Here is a 21,731-nt window from a genome sequence, read left to right as displayed (position 1 = left end):
GTGACACCTTCGACAGGACGAACTCGACGACACGTTCGACAGGACGAACTCGACGACACGTTCGACAGGACGAACTCGACGACACGTTCGACAGGACGCGCCGCGAGGGCCTCGTGCCCGAGCAAGCGGGGAGGTCCGGGGGCGCGGTCGCGGTGGTTGTCGCGGTGCTGGGCGGTTGCGGTGACTCCTTGTTGTCGGCGATAGGAGCGGTCGCTGTTGCTGTCGTCGTCGCTGTCGCAGTGATGGTCGCTGTCTATCTCGGGGTCGGAAATGTGGTGTTTGTCGAACAGAAGCTAGCTACTGCCGACTCCAATCATACCGCACAACAAACCGCACCTCCTCCTCCCCAACCGATTGCGGTCCTCACTCCGTTGCGGTCCTCATCCCTCGCGCGCAGCGGCGCGACCACGAGGGTCGCGCCAGCACGCGCCGAGGTGAACGTGGTATCCGAAAGTCGAACCCGAGAGTCGTCGTTTCGGGATTCTCGCACTCCACGAAGGCCGCGAGACTTTAGCCGTGCGAGACCGTACCACATCTCGTGTGTACCCTCATCCTCGCGTGGCAGGTGTTCGGCGACGCCCCGATAGCCGCGGCGGCGAACCGCGACGAGGCGCTCGGCCGCCCGTCCCGGCCGCCCGGCGTCTTGGACGAAAAGCCTCGCGTCGTGGCCCCGCGGGACGACGAGGCCGGAGGGACGTGGATCGGCTACAACGACGCGGGCCTGTTCGTCGCCGTCACGAACCGGCGCGCTGATATCGAGGGCGAGCGTTCGCGGGGCCTCCTCGTCCGGGACGCGTTGGCCCGCGAGTCGGCGAGCGCCGCGAGTTCCTACGTCAAGAACGAACTCGCCGACCGCGAGTACGCCGGGTTCAACCTCGTCGTCGCCGACCGCGACGAGGCCGGATTGTTGGAGTGGGACGGCGTCCTCCGGACCACCCACTTCGACCCCGGCGTCCACGTCGTCGTCAACGAGGGGTACAACGGGGCCGCGCCGAAGGCCAGACGCATCCGCGATGCGGTCCACCCCGACACGCCGAGCGACGGCGTAACCGCCGACGACGGGCGAGAGTCCGTCTCGGAGATGGGTTCCGAGGGCTGGTTCGAGCGCGCGAAGGCGGTCTTGCGAGACCACGACCTCGGGGCCTGCGTTCACGCCGACGACTACGGCACCCGGTCCTCCTCGCTGGTCGCCATCGACGCCGACGGCGCGGGTCGCTACTGGTTCGCCGACGGCAAGCCCTGCGAGACGGATTACGAGGAGGTCGCCGTCGAGCGAGCGGACCGATAGCGCGACCGGCGAGGGCGGAACGACTGGCGAGGTCCGCGAGCGAGCCAGACGGTCACTTTTAAACCGCTCGGGGACCGTGTACCCTGTATGGCAGTATCCGAGGAGGACCTCACCGACGCGGAGCGCGCGGGTCTCGAACTCGTCCGGGAGTCCGGCGGCATCCACCAGAGCGACTTCTGGAAGCAACTCGACGTGGACTCCCGGAAGGGGAGTCGCATCGTCGAATCGCTGTACGAGAAGGGTCTCGTCCAGCGCGAGGAGACCGTCTACGAGGGCCACAACACCTACCTCATCACGCCCGCCGCCCGCGACCTCGACTTCTCGCTCCTCATGGCGGGCGACATGCTCTCGCCGTTCATCGGCGAGGAGGAGGTTGACGCCGAGAGCGACGCTTTCTCGCAGTGGATCATGAACCTCGCGTACAGCGAGTAGTCACTCCGGCCGCGATTCGGTCTCCGACTCCGCTTCTCCCGACTTCTCTGACTCTCTCGACTGGCCCGACTCCTCCGACTTCTCAGATTTCGTCTCCAGCGCGGGCAGTCGCCGCACCACCAGCGCGGGCGTCACCGACTGGGACGCGACCTGCTCGGACACCTCGCCGAAGAACAGTTCCCGGACCGAGGGCTTGCTCTCGCCCATCACCACGAGGTCGTACTCCCCGGCCGCCGCCGCGAGTGTCTTTATCGGCGTCTCCGAGACGGCTATCTCCCGGTCGATGCGCTCGGGTGCGACGCTCGCCTCGGCCAGCGATTCGGTCGCCGCATCCACGAGTCGTTGACCCGTCTCCCGGCCCGCCTCGTCGTCGGGGGCCGCGACGTGATAGAGCGTCGCGGTCGCGTCGGTCGCGCCCAGAACGCTGGCGACCAGCGCGACGATTCGCTCGACGTTTATCTCGCTCCGGAGCGGGACCAGTATCTCCTCGACCTTCGTCGCCGGGTTGTTCAGGAGAACGGCGTCACAGCCCTCCTCGACCGCGACGCGCTCGAAGGTCTGCTCGGGTTCGTGGGTGAAGACGATGCGCGTCTCGACGGTGCCGCCCATCTCCTCGAACGTCACCGCGAGGTCGGCGAGTTCCGTCTCCATGCGCTCCTCGAACTGCATCCGGGCCTGTCCCGGCGGGGTCTGCTCGGGCACGGCGTGGTAGCCGACCAACTCGACCGGCACGGTCGAGAGTGCTTCCACGAGCGCGGGCGCGAGGCTCTCGCCGTCGAGAACCGCGAGCGGGACCAGCACCTTGGGTCGGTCGGGGATTGTCGCTGTCATAGGGCTCCTCGCAACTGCACGTCGTCGGCGTACAGGCGATACCATACGGCCGCCCCGACCATGATACTGACGCCGACGACCTGCGAGAGCGGTTGCATGAACGCGACCAGTCCGAAACTGGCGAGCGCGCCCAGCACCGGAACTGCGGGGTAGCCCGGCACGGTAAACGATGGGTCGTACCACTCCGGCCGCGAACGCCGCAGGCGGACGAGCGCGACGCAGGTCAGCCCGTACATCACGAGGTGGAGGAACGACGCCACCTCCGCCAGCACCTCGACTCGACCCAGCGCGACGAGGAGAACGACCGGCCCGCCAGCCAGCACGAGCGCGACATGGGGCGTCCCCCACCGGAGGTTGACCTCGCTCGCGCGCCGCGGGACGAGCGCGTCCCGACTCAGCGCGTAGAGCGCCCGCGACGAACTCAGAATCGAGGCGTTCGCGCTCGACAAGGTCGCCAGCAAGCCCGCCAGCAGGATGGCGATAGCACCGACGTTTCCGAGCAACTCGCGCGCCACCGCGACGATTGCGGTCTCGCCGAGCGTGGCGAGTCGGGCGCTTCCGAGCGCGCTCGTCGCCACGAAGATGGTCGCGACGTAGAGCGTGCCGACCGCCAACACCGACCCGACCATCGCCAGCGGGAGGTTCCGAGACGGCGATTGTATCTCGCCAGCGACGGTCGCCACCTGCGCGAAGCCCAGATACGACGTGAACACCAGCGCGGCGGTCGTCAACACCGGGAACGAGCCGTAGGGGAGGAACTGTTCGGGTGCCGACTCGCTCCCGAACACCCCCACGGCGTCGAGGACGCCGAACCCGAGGAACGCGACGAGGAGGACCACCAGCAGGGCGACGACCGCGTTCTGGAACTTCGCTGCGTTCTCGGTCCCGGTCAGGCTGATGCCCGTGAGCAGGACGCCGAACAGGAGCGCCAGCGGCGTCACCGGGCCGACGCCGCCGAACGAGACGCCGACCTCGGCCAGCGCGGCCACCGCGTACTGGCCGAAGCCGACGAGGTAGAACGCCGACGCGAAGACCAGCCCCAACCAGAGGCTCAGGCCGACGACCGCGCCGAACGCCGCGCCCATCCCCCGCGAGATGAAGTAGTAGCCCCCGCCGCTCCGGGGCATCGCGGTCGCCAACTCGGAGGTCGGCAGGGCGACCAGCAGGGCGATGACGGCCCCGATGGCAAAGGAGAGCGCCGCGGCGGGTCCGGCCTCGCCCGCCGCGAGACCGGGGAAGACGAAGATGCCCGCGCCCACCATCGTCCCGACGCCGATGGCGATACCGCCGCCGAGACCGATGGTGCGCTCCAACTCGACGCCGCCCTCGTGGACGGTGGCCTCGTCGGTCGTCTCGCCCTCCTCGGGATGGACGCCTTCTTTCTCGGGGTCCGGCGGTGGCGAAGGCTCGGGCGTCTGCTCTGCGGGGTCGCTCATGGAGGCACGGCAACGAGGAGTGACTAATGTCTGTGGTCGTCGCGGTCGGAAACGGCGGTTTGTCGCGCTCGCTGGTTTCGCTACCGGGAGTCAGCGGTTCGCCACTCGATTCGCCGCATCCATTCCGGAACGTAGTTAAATAGCTATTACATTTTTGCGGGCATGGGGACGGTACAGGAAGCCGCGCGGGAACTCGTCGAGTTGGAAGCGTTGAAGCTGAGCCTGAAATCTCGGCGTAGCGAGTGCATCGGCAAAATCAAGCGTATCGGAAGTACGGACGAGACGGTGTACTTTCTGAACGCCGACCCGACCAAACACCTCCGCATCTTCGAGGCACAGTGGGAGGTCTACGCCTACGTCAACACGATACACGCTCTTTGGGAGTTCGCCAAGACCTGCGACCCGTTTCTTCCGGCATCCCAGTTCGCTCCGGTCAACACCGTCCCGGAACTCCTCGCAGTCCGGAACTGCATGCAACACAACGGTCCGATTGGTGTCAACTACGAAAGAAACGTAAACGACCTCGTGATTCCGGTCCCGCGACTCAAAGACCGAGGAGATTGGAGTCACCCACACGCTCCTTTTACCGATTACTTTCCGGACTGGTCAAAAGGTGACTTAGTGTACCTTCGGAGTGCTATCAAGGCAAGCGACACCGCTTACGAGTCGATAACCGCCAAAATCGAAAAAGAGTACCGACAGCGATACTCCAAAAAACGGCTCAAGCAGATTGCAGACGGCGTATCGTTGTATGAGTAGCGACTACTCGTTTTCGTCCGGGTCGGGCATCGAGACGCCCTCGATACCTTCCATCGTCTCGTCGTAAAACTCCAAATCGACCTCGATGTCGTCTTTTTCGGGGTTGCGAACGACTTTCTCTGAAGTCGCCTCGGAACTTGACGTGCCCATATCGTCTGCTATTTCGAGATTTTGGGTTAAAAATCTGATGGAAGACATTGTTAGCCGATAATCCGCCTTTTTATAATCGTTCTTTCTCAACGACTGCCGTGCCGCCCGAAGTTTATCAGTAATCACGCACAACTGTCGAGTATGGCGACCGAACGAAGCGAGACGACCGTCGGCGACGAATACTCCGTGACGCTCCCGCCGGACCTTCGGGACCGACTGGATATCCGGCCCGGCGACAAACTCCGATGGGAGACGACCGACGAAAGCGACCTGCGGGTCGAGGTCGTCCGACAGCGATACGGCGCGTTCGACGACGCCGAACCGGTCGATTTAGGCGTGGATTCGCTTGAAGCGCACGATTTGGCGGGGGACGAACGGGAGCATCTCGACTGATGCCAGCCGCAGTCGTGGACAGCGTCGTGCTGTTGGACTTCTGGGACGAGCGTGACGAGCGACGCCACGAGCGAGCGAGAAACATCGTGCGCGGCATCGACCACGGAGTACTTCCGACCGGACGAGTGACCAACTACGTCGTTCTAGAGCTTCTAAATCTTCTCGACAAACGTCTCGGAACCGGACTCGCCTCCGATACGTATCGCCGGTTGGACGAATCTGCCGGATTCGAGACGGTTCAGGCAACCGACGAGGACTTTCGTCGGGCTATCGAACTGTTCGAGCGCTACGACGGCCTCTCGTTCGGCGACGCGACGACCGTCGCGTACATGCGCCGATTAGGAATCGAGTACGTCTACAGCTTCGACGCGGATTTCGACACAGTCGACGGAATCACACGGCTCGCGACGAAAGAGAATCCGTATACTTAATTCTCCACTGCACTGCCGACCCGGATAATCTCCGCCTCGCCGAACGCCGGGCCGATGAACTGAATCCCCACGGGAAGCCCATCATCGACCTCGCCCGCGGGCACCGAGATGGCGGGCAGGTCCGCGAGGTTCACCGGCACCGTGTTGGCGTCCGCGAGGTACATCTGGAGCGGGTCCTCTAAGCTCTCGCCGACCTCGAAGGGCGGGGTCGGCATGGTCGGACTGGCCAGCACGTCCACCGACTCGAACGCCTCGTCGAAGTCCTGCTTGACCCACGCCCGAGCGTCCTGTGCCTGCTTGTAGTACTTGTCGTGGTAGCCCGCCGAGAGGGCGTACGTTCCGAGGAGAATGCGGCGCTTGACCTCCTCGCCGAAGCCCTCCTCGCGGGCCTTCGAGAACGTCTCGTTCCAGTTGCCGTCGAAGCCGCCCGAGTGGCCGTAGCGAACGCCGTCGAAGCGCGCGAGGTTCGAGGAGGCCTCCGACATCGCGATGACGTAGTACGCTTCCACGGCGTGTTCGACCGAGGGAAGAGACACTTCCTCGACGGTCGCGCCCTGCTCGCGGAGGTCGTCCAGCGCGGCCTCGAACCGCTCGCGGACGCCCTCGTCGGCACCCTCCACGAGTTCCGTGGGGACGCCGACGGTCGTGCCCTCGACCTCGCCCGTGGCGGCGCTGGCGTAGTCCGAGCCGTCGCCCTCGTCGCGGGTCGTGGCGTCGTTCCCGTCCGGACCGCTGATAACGTCGAGGAGTTCGGCGGCCTCCTCGACGGTGGGCGCGAGCGGGCCGATCTGTTCGAGGCTGTTGGCGTAGGCGACCAGTCCGTAGCGCGAGACCAGCCCGTAGGTCGGCTTGATGCCGACGACGCCACAGAAGGCGGCCGGATTGCGGATGGAGCCGCCGGTGTCGCTCCCGAGGGCCACGTCCGCTTCGCCCGCCGCGACCGCGGCCGCGCTCCCGCCCGACGAACCGCCGGGGACGTGGCCGGGTGCCGCGGGGTTCTCGGCCGCGCCGTAGGCGGAGGTCTCGGTGGTCGAACCCATGCCGAACTCGTCCATGTTGGCCTTGCCGACGATGGTCGCGCCAGCGTCCTTCAACTTCTCGACCACGGTCGCGTCGTAGGGCGGCACGTAGTCGTCCAGCATCTCCGACCCGCAGGTCGTGCGCACGCCCTCGGTGCTGATGTTGTCCTTGACCGCGACGGTGCTGTCGGCGAGGAGGCCGTCGTCCGCTCCCTCGATGGTCTCCTCGGTGATGAATACGTTGTAGTCTGCGCTCATGATTGGGATTACGAGACGTTCGGTCCCTTGAAGTAGCCGTCCTCGGTCTCCGATGCGTTGGCCAGCGCCTCGTCCTGCGAGAGGGAGTCGCGCACCTCGTCCTCGCGCATGACGTTCACGAGGTCGGCGTCGCGTTCGACCTCGGGCACCTCGTCCAGCGTCTCGAAGTAGTCGAGGATGTCCGCGAACTGGTCGGTGAACCGCTCGACCTCGTCGTCGTCGAGGCCGACGCGCGCGAGGTCGGCGACGTGACGGACCTCCTCCGGACCGGGCGCGGACTCCTCGGACCCGGCAGACGTGTCGCTCATACACGTCAAGTCCCGCGGGCCAGCGGTAAGGGTTTCGATACCGGCCCCTCGAAGGTAGTATTAAAGATTGCCGAATTCGGGGGTCGATATGCGAACCCGAGACACGCGTCTGGACCGTCGAAACCCGCGAAGATGCGTCGGAGACGGGTATCGGTGAAATCGCGCGTTGCCACAGTCTTTAAGTAGAAACGGGCACAACTAGGGAACGTCTTCTGACCCCGGTATCCACCGTCCCGTCTGCGGCCGACCGACCTACCTATTGCTAGCTCTCTCCATCAAATTCCACCATGACCGAAACACGAACCCGAACCCACACCGACGAGCGAACCACCGACGAGACCGAGACCGAGCGCGAACAGACCAAGTGTCCCGAGTGCGGCGGGAACCTCGTCACCGACGACGAGCGCGGCGAGACGGTCTGTGCGGAGTGCGGACTCGTCGTCGACGAGGACCAGATAGACCCCGGTCCGGAGTGGCGCGCGTTCGACGCCAAGGAGAAAGACCAGAAGTCCCGCGTCGGCGCGCCGACGACGAACACGATGCACGACAAGGGTCTCTCGACCAACATCGGCTGGCAGGACAAAGACGCCTACGGCAACTCCCTCGGGAGCCGCCAGCGCGAGAAGATGCAACGCCTGCGCAAGTGGAACGAGCGGTTCCGCACCCGCGACTCCAAGGAGCGCAACCTCAAGCAGGCGCTCGGCGAGATTGACCGCATGGCCTCCGCGCTCGGTCTCCCGGACAACGTTCGAGAGACCGCCTCGGTCATCTACCGCCGGGCCTTGGACGAGGACCTCCTGCCCGGCCGCTCCATCGAGGGGGTCGCCACCAGCGCGCTCTACGCCGCCGCGCGGCAGGCCGGAACGCCGCGGAGTCTGGACGAAATCAGCGGCGTCTCGCGCGTCGAGAAGGACGAAATCGCTCGGACCTACCGCTACGTCGTCCGGGAACTCAACCTCGAAATCCAGCCCGCAGACCCCAAGAGCTACGTCCCGCGGTTCGTCTCGGACCTCGGCGTCAGCGACGAGGTCGAGCGCCGCGCCCGCGACCTGCTGGACACCGCGACCGAGAAGGGCATCCACAGCGGCAAGTCGCCGGTCGGACTGGCGGCCGCCGCGGTGTACGCCGCCGCCCTCCTCAGCAACGAGAAGGTGACTCAGAGCGAGGTCAGCGACGTATCCGACATCAGTGAAGTCACGATTCGCAACCGCTACCACGAACTGCTGGAAGCGAAAGAAGACGCTATCGCGCCCTGAGACTCTGTTTTTGACGGCCAAGTCGCGGTCGTACGAGTCGGTCCCGAGTTGCGCCTCGACCATCGCATCGACCGCCGAACCGCACGTCCAATCGCAGTCGTGAGGTCCGAGTGCAGTCGCACCACCCGAGTGCGACCGCATCGCCCCGAGCGTGACCGCATCGTCCCGAGCGTGACCGCATCGTCCCGAGTGCGACCGCAACGCCCAACCGCCGCTGATTCGTTGGCTCGCGCATGGAGACCACCCGCCACTTCACCGCGACCGTCTACGTCGTCAACGACGGCGCGGTCGCGCTCCACCACCACGACCGACTCGACATGTGGCTCGCGCCCGGTGGCCACTTGGACCGCGACGAACTCCCCCGCGAGGCCGCCCGCCGCGAGGTCTGCGAGGAGACCGGTCTCGACGTGACCCTGCTGGAACCCGAGACGAGCGTCGAGGCCGCCGCGGGCCGGGAACTCGCGCCCGCCGAACACGTGATGCTGTTCGACATCGACGTGTACCCCGGCGGTGAAGTGGGCCACCAGCACGTGGACCACGTCTACTTCGGCGAGGTCGAGTTCCGAGCCATCGACCCCGCGAGCGACGACGAGGCCGACGCCGACGAGTGGGAGTGGTTCGGTCCGGACGACCTCCGGTCGTTCGAGGAGCTTTCGACCGAAGTCCAGCAGTTGGGCCTCGAAGCGATAGATGCGGTCGAAGCGCGGTCGTCGTAATCGCTCGTCGCCGCTTCAAATAGACGTGTCATTTTACCAAGTAGGAAAGTTAATTAACCGCGGTTTTGAACGACCGCTTACATGAGCGTCGGCGAAGTCGGCGTCGAGGAGGGCGGGCGCGACCTCCCCGCGGCCATCGAGGCGGAACTGGAAGCGAGCGAGGAGGTCCGCCGCTCGTGGACCGCCGGGAACGTCCACTGGGCCAACCAGTGGCAGGTGCTTCCCGACGCGACGACCCACTTCGCGGCGACCGACCGACGAATCGTCTTCGCGACCGGCGACGAGACGACATCCATCGGCTACAACCACGTCCGGGCGGTCGAGACCGACCCCGCGGGCGGCGGGATGGACCTCTCGGTGGCGTTCCGGGCCTGCGGCGGCCTCTGTCTGGTGGTCGGCGTCGTCGCCGCCACGCGGGACCTGACCAACGGTGCCGGACTCGTCGCGCTGTCGGTGTTGCTCCTCGCCGCGGGCGGCGCGGTCAGCGGCGGTTCCGACCGAGCGACCGTCACCATCGTCATCGACAACGAGCGCCAGCGCCTCTCGTTTTCGGCCGACGAATCGGTGGGCGCGGCTCTCGCCGCGCTAGCCGACGAGTACTAACTGTCCTCCGCGAGGCGCGATTCGACGTACGCCGAGACGTGGTCGTCCATCCGGCGCTTGAACCCGGCCTGCCGGGCGAGTCGGTCCAACTCGCGGGCGACCAGACTCCCGTACTGGACCGCCTTCTTCTCGCGGAACGCCACGCCGTCGGGGACGAACTCGCGGGCGGCCAGTCGGAACGCCTTCTTGCGCTCGCCGCGCGAATCGACCAGCGACTCGCCCGGTAGCGCGAGCGCGGCCCGGACTACTCGGTCGTCCAGTAGCGGCGCGACCGGTTCGACGCCCGCCGCGCGGAGCGCCAGCACGTCCCGCTCCAACTGGTCGGGGAGCGTCCCGATGACCTCGCGGGCCGCCCCGCGGACCGTCTCGGCCTCGACGCGAGGGTCCTCTGGCGCGCGGGCGACCTTCGCGTACCCGCCGAACAGCTCGTCGGCCCCCTGTCCGACCGCGAGCCGGTCGAACCCGTCGCGGGCGGCCTCCTCGGCCGCCAGAGAGAGCGGGAGCGCGATTTGTACGTCCATCGCGTTGGTCCGCCCGGTGGCGCGGGCCACCTCGGGGACCGCCCGCTCCACGTCCGCTGGCGACAACTCGACGACTCGCAGGTCCTCCTCGCGGCTCATCAGTCGCGCCGCGCGCCGGGCCGCCTCCACGTCGTGACTCTCCGGAAAGCCGACGACGTACAGCGGCGCGTCGACGGCGCTGGCCACGACAGCCGAATCGACGCCGCCCGAGAACGCGACCGCGAGGTCGTCGGGTGCGGTCGATGCGGTTCCGACCGACGCCAGACTCTCCCGGAGCGCACTCCCGAGCGTCCGGACCGCTTCGCGCTCGTCCGCGGCGTACTCGGGGTCGGGAAGCGAGAACGCTCGCTCCGTGGCTCGTCGTTCAGGGTCGAAGACGTGCCCCGCGGGAATCGGCTCGGGGTCGTCGAGGTCGCCGGGCGCGAACGACCAGTTCGCTTCCGCGTCGTCACTGCGCTCCACGAAAATCGGCTGTCGGCCCAACACGTCCCGGACGAGGAGGCCGTCCGGCAGACGACCGGCGAACCCCTGCGAGTCGAACAGCGCCTCACGGTCGGTGACAGCCTGCGCCACGCGCTCGGCCGACGCGCCGCGCATCTCGGCGTCGGCCTCCGAGTCGGCCGAGTCCGCCGAATCCGCCCCCGAGCCGGTCGGGTCGGCCATCAGAGGAGTTCCCCGAGTCGGTTCTTCACTCGGCGTTTCGCGCCGCCCGCGGCCTGCCGGAAGCTGACGTGCCACGGGGTGCGCTTGCCTTCGACGGTCGTTCGGCCGTCGGCGATGGCCTCCAAGATGGCCGCGGCGCTCCGCTCGTCGGCGTCGATTCGCGTGACCGCTTGCCCGACCATCTCGCTGATGTGAGCGTCGCTCCCGGCGGTCTGTGGCAGGTCGTGGCGCTCGGCGAACCGCCGGGCCTTCCGGTTGCCTCGGCCGGTCAGCAGTCGGGAGTTGTACACCTCGACGGCGTCGGCCTCGGCGAGTTCGGCCTCCGTGATGTTGGCCATCACACCGCTCCGGGACTTCTGGAACGGGTGGGGCACGACGGCGACGCCGCCCTGCTCGCGAATTCGGTCGAGCGTCTCGGAGAACGACAGGCCCGCGGGGACGCGTTCGGAGATGCCGAGCGCGAGGACGTGGCCCGCCGCCGAACTGACCTCCATGCCCGGAATGCCGACGAGACCGTACTCCTCGGCTTTCTCGACCGCTTCGAGGCTGGCCGCGAGTTCGTCGTGGTCCGTGACTGCCAGCGCGTCCAGACCGACCGCGGCGGCCTGCTCCAACAGGAGGTCGACCGGGTCCCGGCCGTCGTACGAGAGCGACGAGTGGGTGTGAAGCTCGACCGATAGCACGGGCGGGGGTTCGCAGGCGGGCGGCAAAAGCGCCTCGGTACGGAGTCGGTCGCTCCTCGGAATCGGACTTCACGTTGCGGCGGACGCAACGTCGTGACGAGTCGGGAGCCTCGCGTTTCGAGTGAGAGTGCTTCTCCGGGACAATCGGGAGAGGAGACGAGTCGGCAGTCCAAGGGCTGTTTTATATATCGTAATATGGTTTATGCGTCGCGTCTAAGACGCTAAGAGTGAGAGCCATCGTTCGGTTGTCGTAGATAGGGAATCGAAAACGGTCGAAATCGGGGGAACGTGTCCGAGGTACCGGAGTGGCACGCGACTGTCCGGTCAGCGCTACGGTCGCGTCCACGGTGAGTTGGCGACGGTTGTCGAGGTAAACGACGGCACTATGCCTAGATGTATGCACGCACCTGCACATGGAAAGGCATTAATTCGCCGTGTCTGTACAGACAGGTGAATGAGTCTCGCCGAGCAAGACCGGGAACTCGTCGTCGCCGAACTCGACCGCGAGCCGACGCCCGCGGAGGCGGCGCTGTTCGAGAACCTCTGGAGCGAACACTGCGCGTATCGGTCGTCTCGACCGCTCCTGTCGGCCTTCGACTCCGAGGCCGAGGAGGTCGTCGTCGGACCGGGCGACGACGCCGCGGTCGTGGAAGTCGCCGATGGAACGCACATCACGATGGGTATCGAGAGCCACAACCACCCCTCGTTCGTGGACCCGTACGACGGCGCGGCCACTGGCGTCGGCGGCATCGTCCGCGACACGCTCTCGATGGGGGCCTACCCCATCGCGCTGGCCGACTCGCTGTACTTCGGGGAGTTCGACCGCGAACACTCCCGCTATCTGCTGGAGGGCGTCGTGGAAGGCATCAGCGACTACGGGAACTCCATCGGCGTCCCCACGGTCGCGGGGAGTACGGCGTTCCACGACGACTACGAGGGTAACCCGCTCGTGAACGTGGCCTGCGTGGGCCTGCTGGACGACGAGCGCCTCGTCACCGCCGACGCGAAGGAACCCGGCAACAAACTGATGCTGGTCGGGAACGCGACCGGCCGCGACGGACTGGGCGGCGCGAGTTTCGCCAGCGAGGACCTCTCGGAGGACGCCGAGACCGAGGACCGCCCCGCGGTGCAGGTCGGCGACCCCTACACGGAGAAACTGCTGGTCGAGGCCAGCGAGGCCCTGCTGGACCGCGAACTGGTCGAGGCGGCCCGCGACCTCGGCGCGGCCGGACTCGGCGGTGCGTCCAGCGAGATGGTCGCCAAGGGCGGTCTCGGCGCGGAGATTCGCTTGGAGGATGTCCACCAGCGCGAACCGAACATGAACGCGCTCGAAATCCTGCTCGCCGAATCCCAAGAGCGGATGTGCTACGAGGTCCGGCCCGAGAACGTCGATGCGGTCCGCGAGGTCGCCCAACGGTACGACTTGGGCTGTTCGGTCATCGGCGACGTGACCGAAGGCAACTACGTCTGCACCTTCGAGGGCGAGGTCGTGGTCGATGTCGATGCGGAGTTCCTCGGCGACGGCGCGCCGATGAACGACCTCGATTCGACGGAGCCGACCCAACCCGAGCGCGACCTGCCCGACTTCGACCTCGGGGAAGCGTTCGAGGAGGTCGTCGGCCACCCCAACACCGCGAGCAAGCGGTGGGTCTACCGCCAGTACGACCACGAGGTGCAGGTCCGGACCGCGACGGGACCGGGCGACGACGCCGCGGTGTTGGCACTCCGCGAAGCCGAGAAAGGACTGGCCGTCTCGTCGGGCGCGGACCCCAACTGGACGACCGCCGCGCCCTACGAGGGAGCGCGCGCAGTCGCCTTGGAGAACGCGACGAACCTCGCCGCGAAGGGCGCGACGCCCCTCGCCGCAGTGGACTGCCTGAACGGCGGCAACCCCGAGAAACCGGACGTGTACGGCGGCTTCCGAGGTATCGTTGACGGACTGGCCGACATGTGCGCCGCGCTCGACGCGCCCGTCGTCGGCGGGAACGTCTCGCTGTACAACGATTCGCCCTCGGGTCCCATCCCGCCGACGCCCACGCTGGCGATGACCGGGACGAAGGAGGGCTACGACGCACCGCCCGCCGCGCTCTCGGGCGACGCGAGCGGGGCGACCCTGCTGGTCGTCGGCGACTCGGGCGGCGACCGACTCGGCGGTTCGCAACTCCTCGCGCAGTTCGGCGGGAGCGACCGCTTCCCCCTGCTTCCGGAGAACCCCCGCGAGGTCGTGGAGACGGTGGCCGAGGTCGCCGACCGCGACGAGACCGCGGCGGTCCACGACGTGAGCCACGGCGGCCTCGCGGTCGCGCTCGCCGAGATGGTCACCGACGAGGCCGGTCTCTCGGCCGACCTCGCCTCGCTCGAAGCCCTGTTCGCCGAGACGCCCGGTCGCGCCGTCGTCGCCACGACCGACCCCGAGGCCGTCCGCGAGGAGTTCGACGGCGTCGCGCCGGTCGCCGAACTCGGCGCGGCGGACTCCTCGGGCGACCTCGACCTGACGGTCGCCGACGAGTCGCTGACCTACGACGCCGCCGAAATCGCCGACCTCCGCGACGTGTTGGCGCGCGAACTGGACTGACGGGTCGCCGTCGCTGTCACTCTCGTCGGATTTTGATTTCGAGAGCGACACCGATTTTCCGTCCGGCGCGTGCAGGCGCGACCGCTTGCGGGTCGCGCCCTACCGCGCGAGGGCCGAGGAGTCCGCGAACTCCGTTCGCAGACGACGCAGGCGGTTGGGGAGGGTTGAGGCCCGCGGTCGCTGTGCGAGGCAGTGCAGGGCAGTCGCGGTAGACTCCAGTGTTCAAGCCTAGCACTCGTTTACCGTCCATCTCACCCTCGTCCCGCGAACGCGTAGATATCGTACTGAATACTCCCTCGACCAGTTGTAAATCATATCTCGCAATACACAGACGACACCCTACGGTCAAAGCACGCTGGCTCTCGTACCTCACTCCACGCACGCCGACTCTCACCCCAAACGCTTTGCTTCGGCGGTCCCGCGACTGAAACGTGTCACGGATTGCCATCGCCTGCGCCCTCTGTCTCCTGCTGGCAGGCTGTGCCGCGCCGACCGCACAGCAGACGACCGTCGCGTCCGGCGAGTCCGACGCTGGCGTCACGACCGACGCTGGCGTCGGGACCTCGACCGACGAGGAGGCCGCCGAGGAGAACCGGTCGGCCGTCGCGGACCGCGACATCCCCGTCAGCGGCGGGTCGCTCCCGGTCGCCCACGAGGAGGTCTTCGCCCGGACGACGGGCCTCCTCGGGGCCGAGGTCGCGCCGCCGACCCTCCTCGTGGTCAAGTCCCCCGCCGAGATTCGGAGCGACACCGGCGGTCCGCCAACCGCCGGAAGCGAGTCCAGCGCGCGGAGTTTCGCGGGCGTGATGGGAATCGGAGGAGACGGTGGTGACGCAGGCGGGCAGTCCGACGGCGAGGATACCAGCGACGAGGCCGCTGACGACGAGACCACCGACGACGAGGCCTCCGACGACGGGACGGACGACAGCGAGGAGGGAGTCTCGGTCGCGGCCTACGTGCCGTCGGCCCAGTCGGTCGTCGTCAACGAGCGCGTGGCGACCGCCGCGGACGAGCGGGCGCTCGAACGCACGCTCGCCCACGAGTTCGTCCACACCGTCCAGTTCCGCCAGCGCGCGTTCGCGCGGCTCCAGTTCGCCCTCGACGTGGACCGGACGCCGACGCGCGACACCGTCCTGACTTACGCCAGCGTCGTGGAGGGCGCGGCGGTGTTCGTCGCCGACGCCTACGACCGGCGGTATCTGGCGGGCGACTGGGCGTCGATTACCACGACCGAACGCTACCGGTCGGCACCCGCGAGCGTCAAGTACAGCATCGCACGCTACTACTTCGGCAGTCGCTACCTCGACCACCGGTTCGACTCGCCGCGCAACGTCTCGGCGGTGTACGACGACCCGCCTCGGACCACCGAACAGATTCTCCACAACGACACCGACGGGTCCGAGACGCCGCTGTCGCTCTCGCTGTCGGTCGAACCGGGTGCGAATCGGACACGTGGCGGGAGCGACACCTACGGGGAACTGTTCACCCGCATCGCGGTCGGAACGGAGTTGAACCAGACGCGGGCGGCCGACGCCGCGGCCGGTTGGGGCACCGACCGCCTCGTCCCGGTCGCCGACGACGAGGGCACCCGGAGCTTCGTCTGGGCGACGCGGTGGGACTCGCCGAGCGAGGCCGACGAGTTCGCGGGGGCGATGGACCGATACCTCGACGCGCGAGCGAACGGGTCGGCGAATCGGTCGCCGACCGACTCGGCGACGACGTGGCGCGACGGCGAGGTGACTTTCCGGACGGTCCGGACGAGCGACGAGACGGTCGTCCTGCTCGCCGGAACCGAGTCGTTCGTCCGGAGCGCGAGCGTTTCGGGGACGAACGCGAGCGTGTCAGTCGTCGCAGAAGAGGCGGCGTCCGACCTACATGCGAATGTAATTATATAAATTATAATTATACTGAAGAAACTATTTTATTATTAGATGTACTTAATTTTCTTTTGGGGAAGGAAAATGAGTGGTGAACCACATCCGAAACAATCGGCAAGCGATTCGACCGACAGTACCGACCGAGACGACTACCGGCGATCCGATTCGGCGAGGACGCCGAACCGGCGTCGATTCCTGAAGACTTCCGCTACTGCAGCGTCGTTTCTGACCTCCGTCGGTGCGGTGTCGGGATCGGTCTCCGGAGCCGAAAACGGCCGTGACTGGACCATCGAGAAGCTCACGCGAGGAGACCGCGGTCGTGCAATCGGCGCGGCCCTCTCGGATGCGGATGTCCAGTCGCTACTTCGAGAGGCCACGGGACCCGACGTAACTCCACGAGTCGGAGACGCGAAGGCGCTTCGGACGATTGTGTCGGGGACGTCTTACAGGACCGTGGACATTCCGTTCAAGTACAAGCGTGAGGACGAGGGCGAGAGAACCGACGCGTTTCTCCTCTGGTCGGGCCGTGACGACTTACCGCCGATATACCGGGAAATCACGTACGTAGACACGGGTGAAGGAACCGCGAAAGCGATAATCCGGGTGTCACGCGTCGAAGAGGGCGAAGTCGTCACGACCGAGGAGACGCTTACGACTGCGGAGTACCGGCGCATCCTCCGGGAAGCCGAAGAAGAACTTCGGTCGTCGGGTGATGTCGGGACGGAACAACTCTTGCCGTGTGGTCCGTGTCTCCCGAATCTCAACTGTTGGTACCGGCTGGCTCGGGCGTACGCAGGCATCGTCACCGCCTGCAGTCTGTGCGGGGCGTTCCGGAACTTCCAGACGTGTGCGACCTGCATCGGGACCATCATCTCCGCTCCGAAACTCGGGTTCCTCTGTGACCCGTGTACCGGTCCAGCCCCCTTGTGCTAATTCGGTTCCCTCGCTAACCTTTTGTATTTTAAACTCGTTAGTCTCGATACTGGAGTGTCCTTCGTATGGTCCTCGTGACATGGCAAACGATACTCGCGGTAGTACTCTTAGTGTCGGCCGCCGCAGTGTTCGCGTGGCGGTGGAACGAGACGCCGACTGTAGCGAAAGCGGGGTATCTCGCCTTGCTCGCCGGGTTAACGATACAGGTGTACGCGAACACGGCGGCGAGTAGCGGTGTCGCATCACCGTCGGCACTCGTGACTCTCAGCATCGTCTGCTTCGTCGCCGGATTCTACCTCGTACTGACCGGCGAACGCTGACGGAGGAGAGCGACGGTTACGCGGGGAGCAGTCGTTACGCCGCGAGGAGCGGAATCGCGAACGCGACGACGAGACCGACCGCGAGGACGGCGAAGCCGATGCCGACCTGCGACATCGAGAACTCCTGCATCGGCGAGGTAACTCGGTCGAGACCCTCTACGTCGTGGCCGTGGTCCGTGTGGTCAGCGTTGTCGTCGTGGTCGTCCATGCGCGCAACTTCCGGGTCCTGCTACTTAAGCGCAACCAAACCTAAGCCGCCGGAGTTCGTTGATGTGGAGTGTATGGATTTCCCGGACGCTACCCCCGACGAGGAGCGCGTAGACTTCGACGGACCCGCCGAGGAGCATCCCGCGTTCGACCACCTGACCGAGAGCCGCGAGTGGTGGAAGGAGGCCGTCGTCTACCAGATTTACCCCCGGAGCTTCTTCGACTCGGACGGCGACGGCGTGGGCGACCTGCGGGGCGTCGAAGCCAAACTGGACTACCTCGACGCGCTCGGGGTGGACGTGGTATGGCTGAACCCGGTCTACGACTCGCCGAACGCGGACAACGGCTACGACATCCGGGACTACCGCGACATCATGGACGAGTTCGGGACGATGGACGACTTCGACCGCGTGTTAGAGGGCCTGCACGACCGGGACATTCGGCTCATCATGGACCTCGTGGTCAACCACACGTCCGACGAACACGAGTGGTTCCGGCAGTCCCGAGAATCGCGGGACAGCGAGTTCCGGGACTTCTACATCTGGCGCGACGGCCGGGGCGACGGGCCGGGCGGGAAGGGCCGACCGCCGAACAACTGGGAGTCGGCGTTCGGCGGGTCGGCGTGGAGCTACGACGACGAGACCGAGCAGTACTACCTCCACCTCTTCGACGAGAAGCAACCCGACCTGAACTGGGAGAATCCGGAGGTTCGGGAGCGCGTCTACGAGATGATGCGCTGGTGGCTCGACAAGGGTATCGACGGCTTCCGGATGGACGTAATCGACCTCGTGTCGAAGGCCGAGGGCCTGCCGGACGGCGACCCCGACTCGGGGTGGACCGGCGCGGAACACTTCATGACCGGGCCGCGCGCCCACGAGTTCATCTCCGAGATGTACGACGAGGTGCTTTCGGGCCGGGACGTGATGACGGTCGGCGAGATGCCCGGCGCGACGGTCGAGCAGGCCCAGCAGTACCTCGGCCCGGACGGCGACGGCCTGAACATGGTGTTTCACTTCGAACACGTCACGCTCGACTACGGCGAGAGCGGCGACCGCTGGACCGTCGGCGAGTTCCCGCTTCCCGAGTTCAAGCAAGTGCTGACGAAGTGGCAGAACGGCCTACAGGGCGAGGGCTGGAACAGCGCCTATCTGGGCAACCACGACTGGCCGCGCATCGTCTCGCGGTTCGGCGACGACGGCCTCTACCGCATCGAGTCGGCCAAGATGCTGGCGACGATGCTCTTTACGCTCCGCGGGACGCCGTACGTCTATCAGGGCGACGAAATCGGCATGACGAACTTCCCCTTCGAGCGCGAATCGCAGGTGCAGGACGTGAGCGCGCAGAACTTCGTGAATCGCAAGAAGCAGGAGGGCTGGCCGATGGACGAGATTCTGGAGGTCGTCAGCTACCGGAGCCGGGACAACGCCCGGACGCCGATACAGTGGTCCGACGAGGAGAACGCCGGATTCACGGAAGGCGAGCCGTGGATTCCGGTGAACCCGAACCACGACGCGGTGAACGTCGCGGACGCGACCGCCCGCGCGGACTCCATCTGGAACTACTACCGGGAACTCATCGAGTACCGGAAATCGACGCCCGTGGCGGTCTACGGCGACTACGAACTCCTCCTGCCGGACGACCCCGACATCTACGCCTACCTGCGGACCCTCGGCGACGAGCGACTCCTCGCGGTGCTGAACTTCGGCGACGGCACGCCGACGTTCTCGCTCCCGCGGAGCGTCCAATACGACGACGCCGAGTGCGTCCTGCACAACTACGCGGTGGACGCGGAAGGCCCGCGCTCGTTCGAGTTGCGCCCCTACGAGGCGCGGGTGTACGAACTGGAGTGAGGAATCGGTCGATTAGCGCGATACGGAAATTTCGGTCCGGCGCGCGCAGGCGCGCCCTCGTGGCGCGCTATCGTCGTGCGAGGGCTGAGGACCGCAGGCCTATGGCCGAGGACCGCAAGCGGTTGGGGAGGCGGGAGGCTCGCCGTAGCGGTGCGGTTGCGGGAGACTCCTTTGCTCAAGCCTGACGCTAGCTTCTCCCTGTTTTCGGTCCAACAAAGTTCGAGCCTGCAGTCAGCCCCTCTCCGCCCCGCTTTCTCGAATCCCTCTACTCCACGAAACAGGCTACCATCCCGACCTACTCGGCCTCGAAGTGGACCGTCTCGCCGACCGTCGAAATCATCTCGGAGGCTTCCATGTCGAGGAACGACGCCGCGTCGTCCTGCACCGTCTGGCCCTGTTCCGAGGAGAACGCTTCGTCCATCTCCTCGGGACCCTCGAAGCGGAGTTGGGCGATGTAGTCGTAGTCCACGTACTCGGGATTCGCCGGGAGCGAGGAGGTGTACCGCTGCAGGTTCGGCAGGTCGTTGACGAGAGGCGCGTGCTCCTCGTGCATGTAGTCGATGCACTCGTCGTGGGTGAACTCCTCGTCGTCTCGGACAGCGAGAATCACCATCTTGCAGGTCATGGCGGGAATTCGGGTGGCGGAGTCCTGAAACTTTGGATTCGAGTGTGTGGGTTAGCGTGAGATGGATTTCGAGTTTCGTGAAAGCGGGGGAGTTGAGTCGGAACGAGCTATCGCCGACGCTGAGAAGTTTACCGCGCCCGCACAGCAGACGGCACCGCAACCGCACGGCGAGTTGTTGCCGACGCCTATCATACCGCACGACACCGCGACCGCGGACCTCACGCCTCCCCAGCCGTCTGCGTTGTCTGCGAACGACGTTCGCAGATCAGCGAGACAAGTCGCGTCTCGCAAGCCTCGGTCGCTTCACTCCACTGCGCTACTCGGCCCTCACGCGCCGATGGCGCGGCACGAGGCCGCGCCAGCGCGCGCCAGAGTGAACGGTCCTTCGAGCGGAAACTGCCCTCCCTCCGCTTCAACCACCTGCCGCAGTCGAAACCGTGAAACCGCCCTCGTCCGAAGTCACGACTAACGAAATGACTCTCACCAAGCGCATCATCCCGTGCATCGACGTGGACTTGGACGACGACGGGAACCCCGCGGTCTACACCGGCGTCAACTTCGAGGACCTCGAATACACCGGCGACCCGGTGGAGATGGCCCGCCGGTACAACGAGGCCGGAGCCGACGAGTTCGTCTTCCTCGATATCACCGCGAGCGCCGACGGGCGCGAGACGATGCTCAACGTCGTCGAGGACGTGGCCGACGAGATTTTCATCCCGCTCACGGTCGGCGGCGGCATCCGGACGAAAGCCGACATCAAGGAAACCCTGCGCGCGGGGGCCGACAAGGTCTCTATCAACTCCGGCGCGATAGCGAACCCCGACCTCATCACCGAGGGTGCCGATGCCTTCGGAAGCCAGTGCATCGTCATCTCCGTGGACGCCGAGCGGCGCTACGACGAGGAGGGCGAACACTACGTCCAAGTGGACGGCGAGTCCTGCTGGTTCGAGTGTACCGTCAAGGGCGGCCGCGAGGGCACCGACCTCGACGTGGTGGAGTGGGCCGCGGAGGCCGAGGAGCGCGGCGCTGGCGAGTTGTTCGTCAACTCCATCGACGCCGACGGCACCAAGGACGGCTACGACATCCCGCTGACCAAGGCGGTCTGTGACGCCGTGGACACGCCGGTCATCGCCTCCTCGGGCTGTGGCGGTCCCGAGGACATGTACGAGGTTTTCACGGAGGCTGGCGCGGACGCCGGACTCGCCGCCTCCATCTTCCACTTCGGCGAGTACTCGATTCGGGAGGTCAAGGAGTATCTGGACGAGCGCGACGTGCCGGTTCGAATTTGATTTCTCTGTGAACTTGTTAAAACTCTAAAGAAATAATTTTGAGTTAAATGTCCGAGATAGCGAAACGGAGGTGACAGACGATGTTCGGATTCAGCACGTTCGCTTGGTACTGCCGCCCGTGCGGTAGCGGTGACTCCACGGTCTGAGGACCGTCCCACCGCTCGGAGCGTCGATTTCCAAACGACCCTTTCGACGACCCGCCAGTCAGGTCGTGGGTCGTCGGATTTCTACTGCGCGTCGCGAAAAACGAGTTGCCGACCGCGGATTCGTTTCGGCGGACGACGGACCGCAGTCGGTCTCCTCGAAAC

23 protein-coding genes are annotated in these 21,731 nt (G+C 66.1%); 14 read left to right on the top strand and 9 right to left on the bottom strand.

All coding sequences use genetic code 11. The features are described from left to right. The first annotated feature begins 538 nt into the window (after nt 1-538). Nucleotides 539-1,288: an NRDE family protein gene (locus EPL00_RS07165; protein WP_135851152.1), complete on the top strand. Its 750-nt coding sequence runs from the start codon at nt 539-541 to the stop codon at nt 1,286-1,288. Between the two features lie 87 nt (nt 1,289-1,375). Then, a complete protein-coding gene (locus tag EPL00_RS07160) occupies nt 1,376-1,720 on the top strand; it encodes a helix-turn-helix transcriptional regulator (RefSeq protein ID WP_135851153.1) in 345 nt (114 codons plus the stop codon). On the opposite strand, the gene EPL00_RS07155 is transcribed toward EPL00_RS07160, so the two are convergent. Both EPL00_RS07155 and EPL00_RS07150 read right to left on the bottom strand, forming a co-directional pair. Further along, nucleotides 1,721-2,551 carry a universal stress protein gene (locus tag EPL00_RS07155; RefSeq protein WP_135851154.1) on the bottom strand — a complete coding sequence of 277 codons (831 nt, stop codon included), beginning with the start codon at nt 2,549-2,551 and terminating at the stop codon, nt 1,721-1,723. Then, the gene (locus EPL00_RS07150) at nt 2,548-3,987 is read right to left on the bottom strand and encodes an APC family permease (RefSeq protein WP_135851155.1); all 1,440 of its coding nucleotides are present in this window, start codon (nt 3,985-3,987) and stop codon (nt 2,548-2,550) included. Before EPL00_RS07150 ends, EPL00_RS07155 begins: the two co-directional genes overlap by 4 nt. A gap of 162 nt (nt 3,988-4,149) precedes the next feature. Between EPL00_RS07150 and EPL00_RS07145 the strand changes: the two genes are divergently transcribed. Continuing rightward, the gene (locus tag EPL00_RS07145) at nt 4,150-4,746 is read left to right on the top strand and encodes a hypothetical protein (RefSeq protein ID WP_135851156.1); all 597 of its coding nucleotides are present in this window, start codon (nt 4,150-4,152) and stop codon (nt 4,744-4,746) included. A 3-nt stretch (nt 4,747-4,749) separates the two neighbouring features. Here the strand turns inward: EPL00_RS07145 and EPL00_RS07140 are convergent, their stop codons facing one another. Next, nucleotides 4,750-4,896, bottom strand: coding sequence for a hypothetical protein (locus EPL00_RS07140; RefSeq protein WP_162224168.1), 147 nt, complete (start codon nt 4,894-4,896; stop codon nt 4,750-4,752). 141 nt (nt 4,897-5,037) lie between these two features. Between EPL00_RS07140 and EPL00_RS07135 the strand changes: the two genes are divergently transcribed. After that, nucleotides 5,038-5,289: an AbrB/MazE/SpoVT family DNA-binding domain-containing protein gene (locus EPL00_RS07135; RefSeq protein WP_135851157.1), complete on the top strand. Its 252-nt coding sequence runs from the start codon at nt 5,038-5,040 to the stop codon at nt 5,287-5,289. Continuing rightward, the gene (locus EPL00_RS07130; RefSeq protein ID WP_135851158.1) at nt 5,289-5,720 is read left to right on the top strand and encodes a type II toxin-antitoxin system VapC family toxin; all 432 of its coding nucleotides are present in this window, start codon (nt 5,289-5,291) and stop codon (nt 5,718-5,720) included. The genes EPL00_RS07135 and EPL00_RS07130 overlap by 1 nt, the downstream gene beginning before the upstream one ends. Here the strand turns inward: EPL00_RS07130 and gatA are convergent. Together gatA and gatC are read right to left on the bottom strand one after the other, a co-directional pair. Next, nucleotides 5,717-6,997 carry an Asp-tRNA(Asn)/Glu-tRNA(Gln) amidotransferase subunit GatA gene (gatA, locus tag EPL00_RS07125; RefSeq protein ID WP_135851159.1) on the bottom strand — a complete coding sequence of 427 codons (1,281 nt, stop codon included), beginning with the start codon at nt 6,995-6,997 and terminating at the stop codon, nt 5,717-5,719. The two genes, EPL00_RS07130 and gatA, sit on opposite strands and share 4 nt — an antisense overlap. 8 nt (nt 6,998-7,005) lie before the next feature. Then, nucleotides 7,006-7,305 carry an Asp-tRNA(Asn)/Glu-tRNA(Gln) amidotransferase subunit GatC gene (gene gatC / locus EPL00_RS07120; protein ID WP_135851160.1) on the bottom strand — a complete coding sequence of 100 codons (300 nt, stop codon included), beginning with the start codon at nt 7,303-7,305 and terminating at the stop codon, nt 7,006-7,008. Between the two features lie 287 nt (nt 7,306-7,592). Between gatC and EPL00_RS07115 the strand changes: the two genes are divergently transcribed. The 3 genes from EPL00_RS07115 to EPL00_RS07105 all read left to right on the top strand — a co-directional run bounded on the left by EPL00_RS07115 (nt 7,593) and on the right by EPL00_RS07105 (nt 9,880). Beyond that, on the top strand, nt 7,593-8,561 hold the full coding sequence (locus EPL00_RS07115; protein WP_135851161.1) for a transcription initiation factor IIB: 969 nt from the start codon (nt 7,593-7,595) through the stop codon (nt 8,559-8,561). A 233-nt stretch (nt 8,562-8,794) separates the two neighbouring features. Continuing rightward, complete coding sequence (locus EPL00_RS07110) at nt 8,795-9,277, top strand: NUDIX hydrolase (protein ID WP_135851162.1); 483 nt, start codon at nt 8,795-8,797, stop codon at nt 9,275-9,277. An 81-nt stretch (nt 9,278-9,358) separates the two neighbouring features. Continuing rightward, nucleotides 9,359-9,880, top strand: coding sequence for a hypothetical protein (locus EPL00_RS07105; RefSeq protein ID WP_135851163.1), 522 nt, complete (start codon nt 9,359-9,361; stop codon nt 9,878-9,880). On the opposite strand, the gene EPL00_RS07100 is transcribed toward EPL00_RS07105, so the two are convergent. Beyond that, the gene (locus EPL00_RS07100) at nt 9,877-10,998 is read right to left on the bottom strand and encodes an asparagine synthase C-terminal domain-containing protein (protein ID WP_135852437.1); all 1,122 of its coding nucleotides are present in this window, start codon (nt 10,996-10,998) and stop codon (nt 9,877-9,879) included. The genes EPL00_RS07105 and EPL00_RS07100 overlap by 4 nt on opposite strands. A 65-nt stretch (nt 10,999-11,063) precedes the next feature. Further along, nucleotides 11,064-11,747, bottom strand: a complete 684-nt coding sequence (locus tag EPL00_RS07095) for a PHP domain-containing protein (RefSeq protein ID WP_135851164.1) — start codon at nt 11,745-11,747, stop codon at nt 11,064-11,066. Nucleotides 11,748-12,201: 454 nt separating this feature from the next. On the opposite strand from EPL00_RS07095, the gene purL reads away from it, so the two are divergent. The 4 genes from purL to EPL00_RS07075 all read left to right on the top strand — a co-directional run bounded on the left by purL (nt 12,202) and on the right by EPL00_RS07075 (nt 17,452). Continuing rightward, nucleotides 12,202-14,322, top strand: coding sequence for a phosphoribosylformylglycinamidine synthase subunit PurL (purL, locus tag EPL00_RS07090; protein WP_135851165.1), 2,121 nt, complete (start codon nt 12,202-12,204; stop codon nt 14,320-14,322). Between the two features lie 431 nt (nt 14,323-14,753). Beyond that, entirely contained in the window at nt 14,754-16,217 is a 1,464-nt protein-coding gene (locus EPL00_RS07085; protein ID WP_135851166.1) for a hypothetical protein, read from the top strand. Nucleotides 16,218-16,253: 36 nt separating this feature from the next. Beyond that, nucleotides 16,254-17,132 carry a hypothetical protein gene (locus tag EPL00_RS07080; RefSeq protein ID WP_135851167.1) on the top strand — a complete coding sequence of 293 codons (879 nt, stop codon included), beginning with the start codon at nt 16,254-16,256 and terminating at the stop codon, nt 17,130-17,132. 65 nt (nt 17,133-17,197) lie between these two features. Continuing rightward, nucleotides 17,198-17,452, top strand: a complete 255-nt coding sequence (locus EPL00_RS07075) for a hypothetical protein (protein ID WP_135851168.1) — start codon at nt 17,198-17,200, stop codon at nt 17,450-17,452. Nucleotides 17,453-17,486: 34 nt separating this feature from the next. Here the strand turns inward: EPL00_RS07075 and EPL00_RS23470 are convergent, their stop codons facing one another. After that, nucleotides 17,487-17,660, bottom strand: a complete 174-nt coding sequence (locus tag EPL00_RS23470) for a DUF7550 family protein (RefSeq protein ID WP_202932555.1) — start codon at nt 17,658-17,660, stop codon at nt 17,487-17,489. 154 nt (nt 17,661-17,814) lie between these two features. Between EPL00_RS23470 and EPL00_RS07070 the strand changes: the two genes are divergently transcribed. Continuing rightward, nucleotides 17,815-19,509, top strand: a complete 1,695-nt coding sequence (locus EPL00_RS07070) for a glycoside hydrolase family 13 protein (RefSeq protein WP_238398156.1) — start codon at nt 17,815-17,817, stop codon at nt 19,507-19,509. Between the two features lie 295 nt (nt 19,510-19,804). Here EPL00_RS07070 and EPL00_RS07065 read toward each other — a convergent pair whose 3' ends face one another. Beyond that, a complete protein-coding gene (locus tag EPL00_RS07065) occupies nt 19,805-20,134 on the bottom strand; it encodes an EthD domain-containing protein (RefSeq protein WP_135851170.1) in 330 nt (109 codons plus the stop codon). A 473-nt stretch (nt 20,135-20,607) separates the two neighbouring features. Between EPL00_RS07065 and hisF the strand changes: the two genes are divergently transcribed. Next, nucleotides 20,608-21,423 carry an imidazole glycerol phosphate synthase subunit HisF gene (gene hisF, locus EPL00_RS07060; protein WP_135851171.1) on the top strand — a complete coding sequence of 272 codons (816 nt, stop codon included), beginning with the start codon at nt 20,608-20,610 and terminating at the stop codon, nt 21,421-21,423. Nucleotides 21,424-21,731: the final 308 nt, after the last annotated feature.

It is taken from the genome of Halorussus salinus, from assembly GCF_004765815.2.
GTDB classification, from domain to species: Archaea; Halobacteriota; Halobacteria; order Halobacteriales; family Haladaptataceae; genus Halorussus; species Halorussus salinus.
This window is presented reverse-complemented; position numbering and strand designations above follow the sequence as displayed.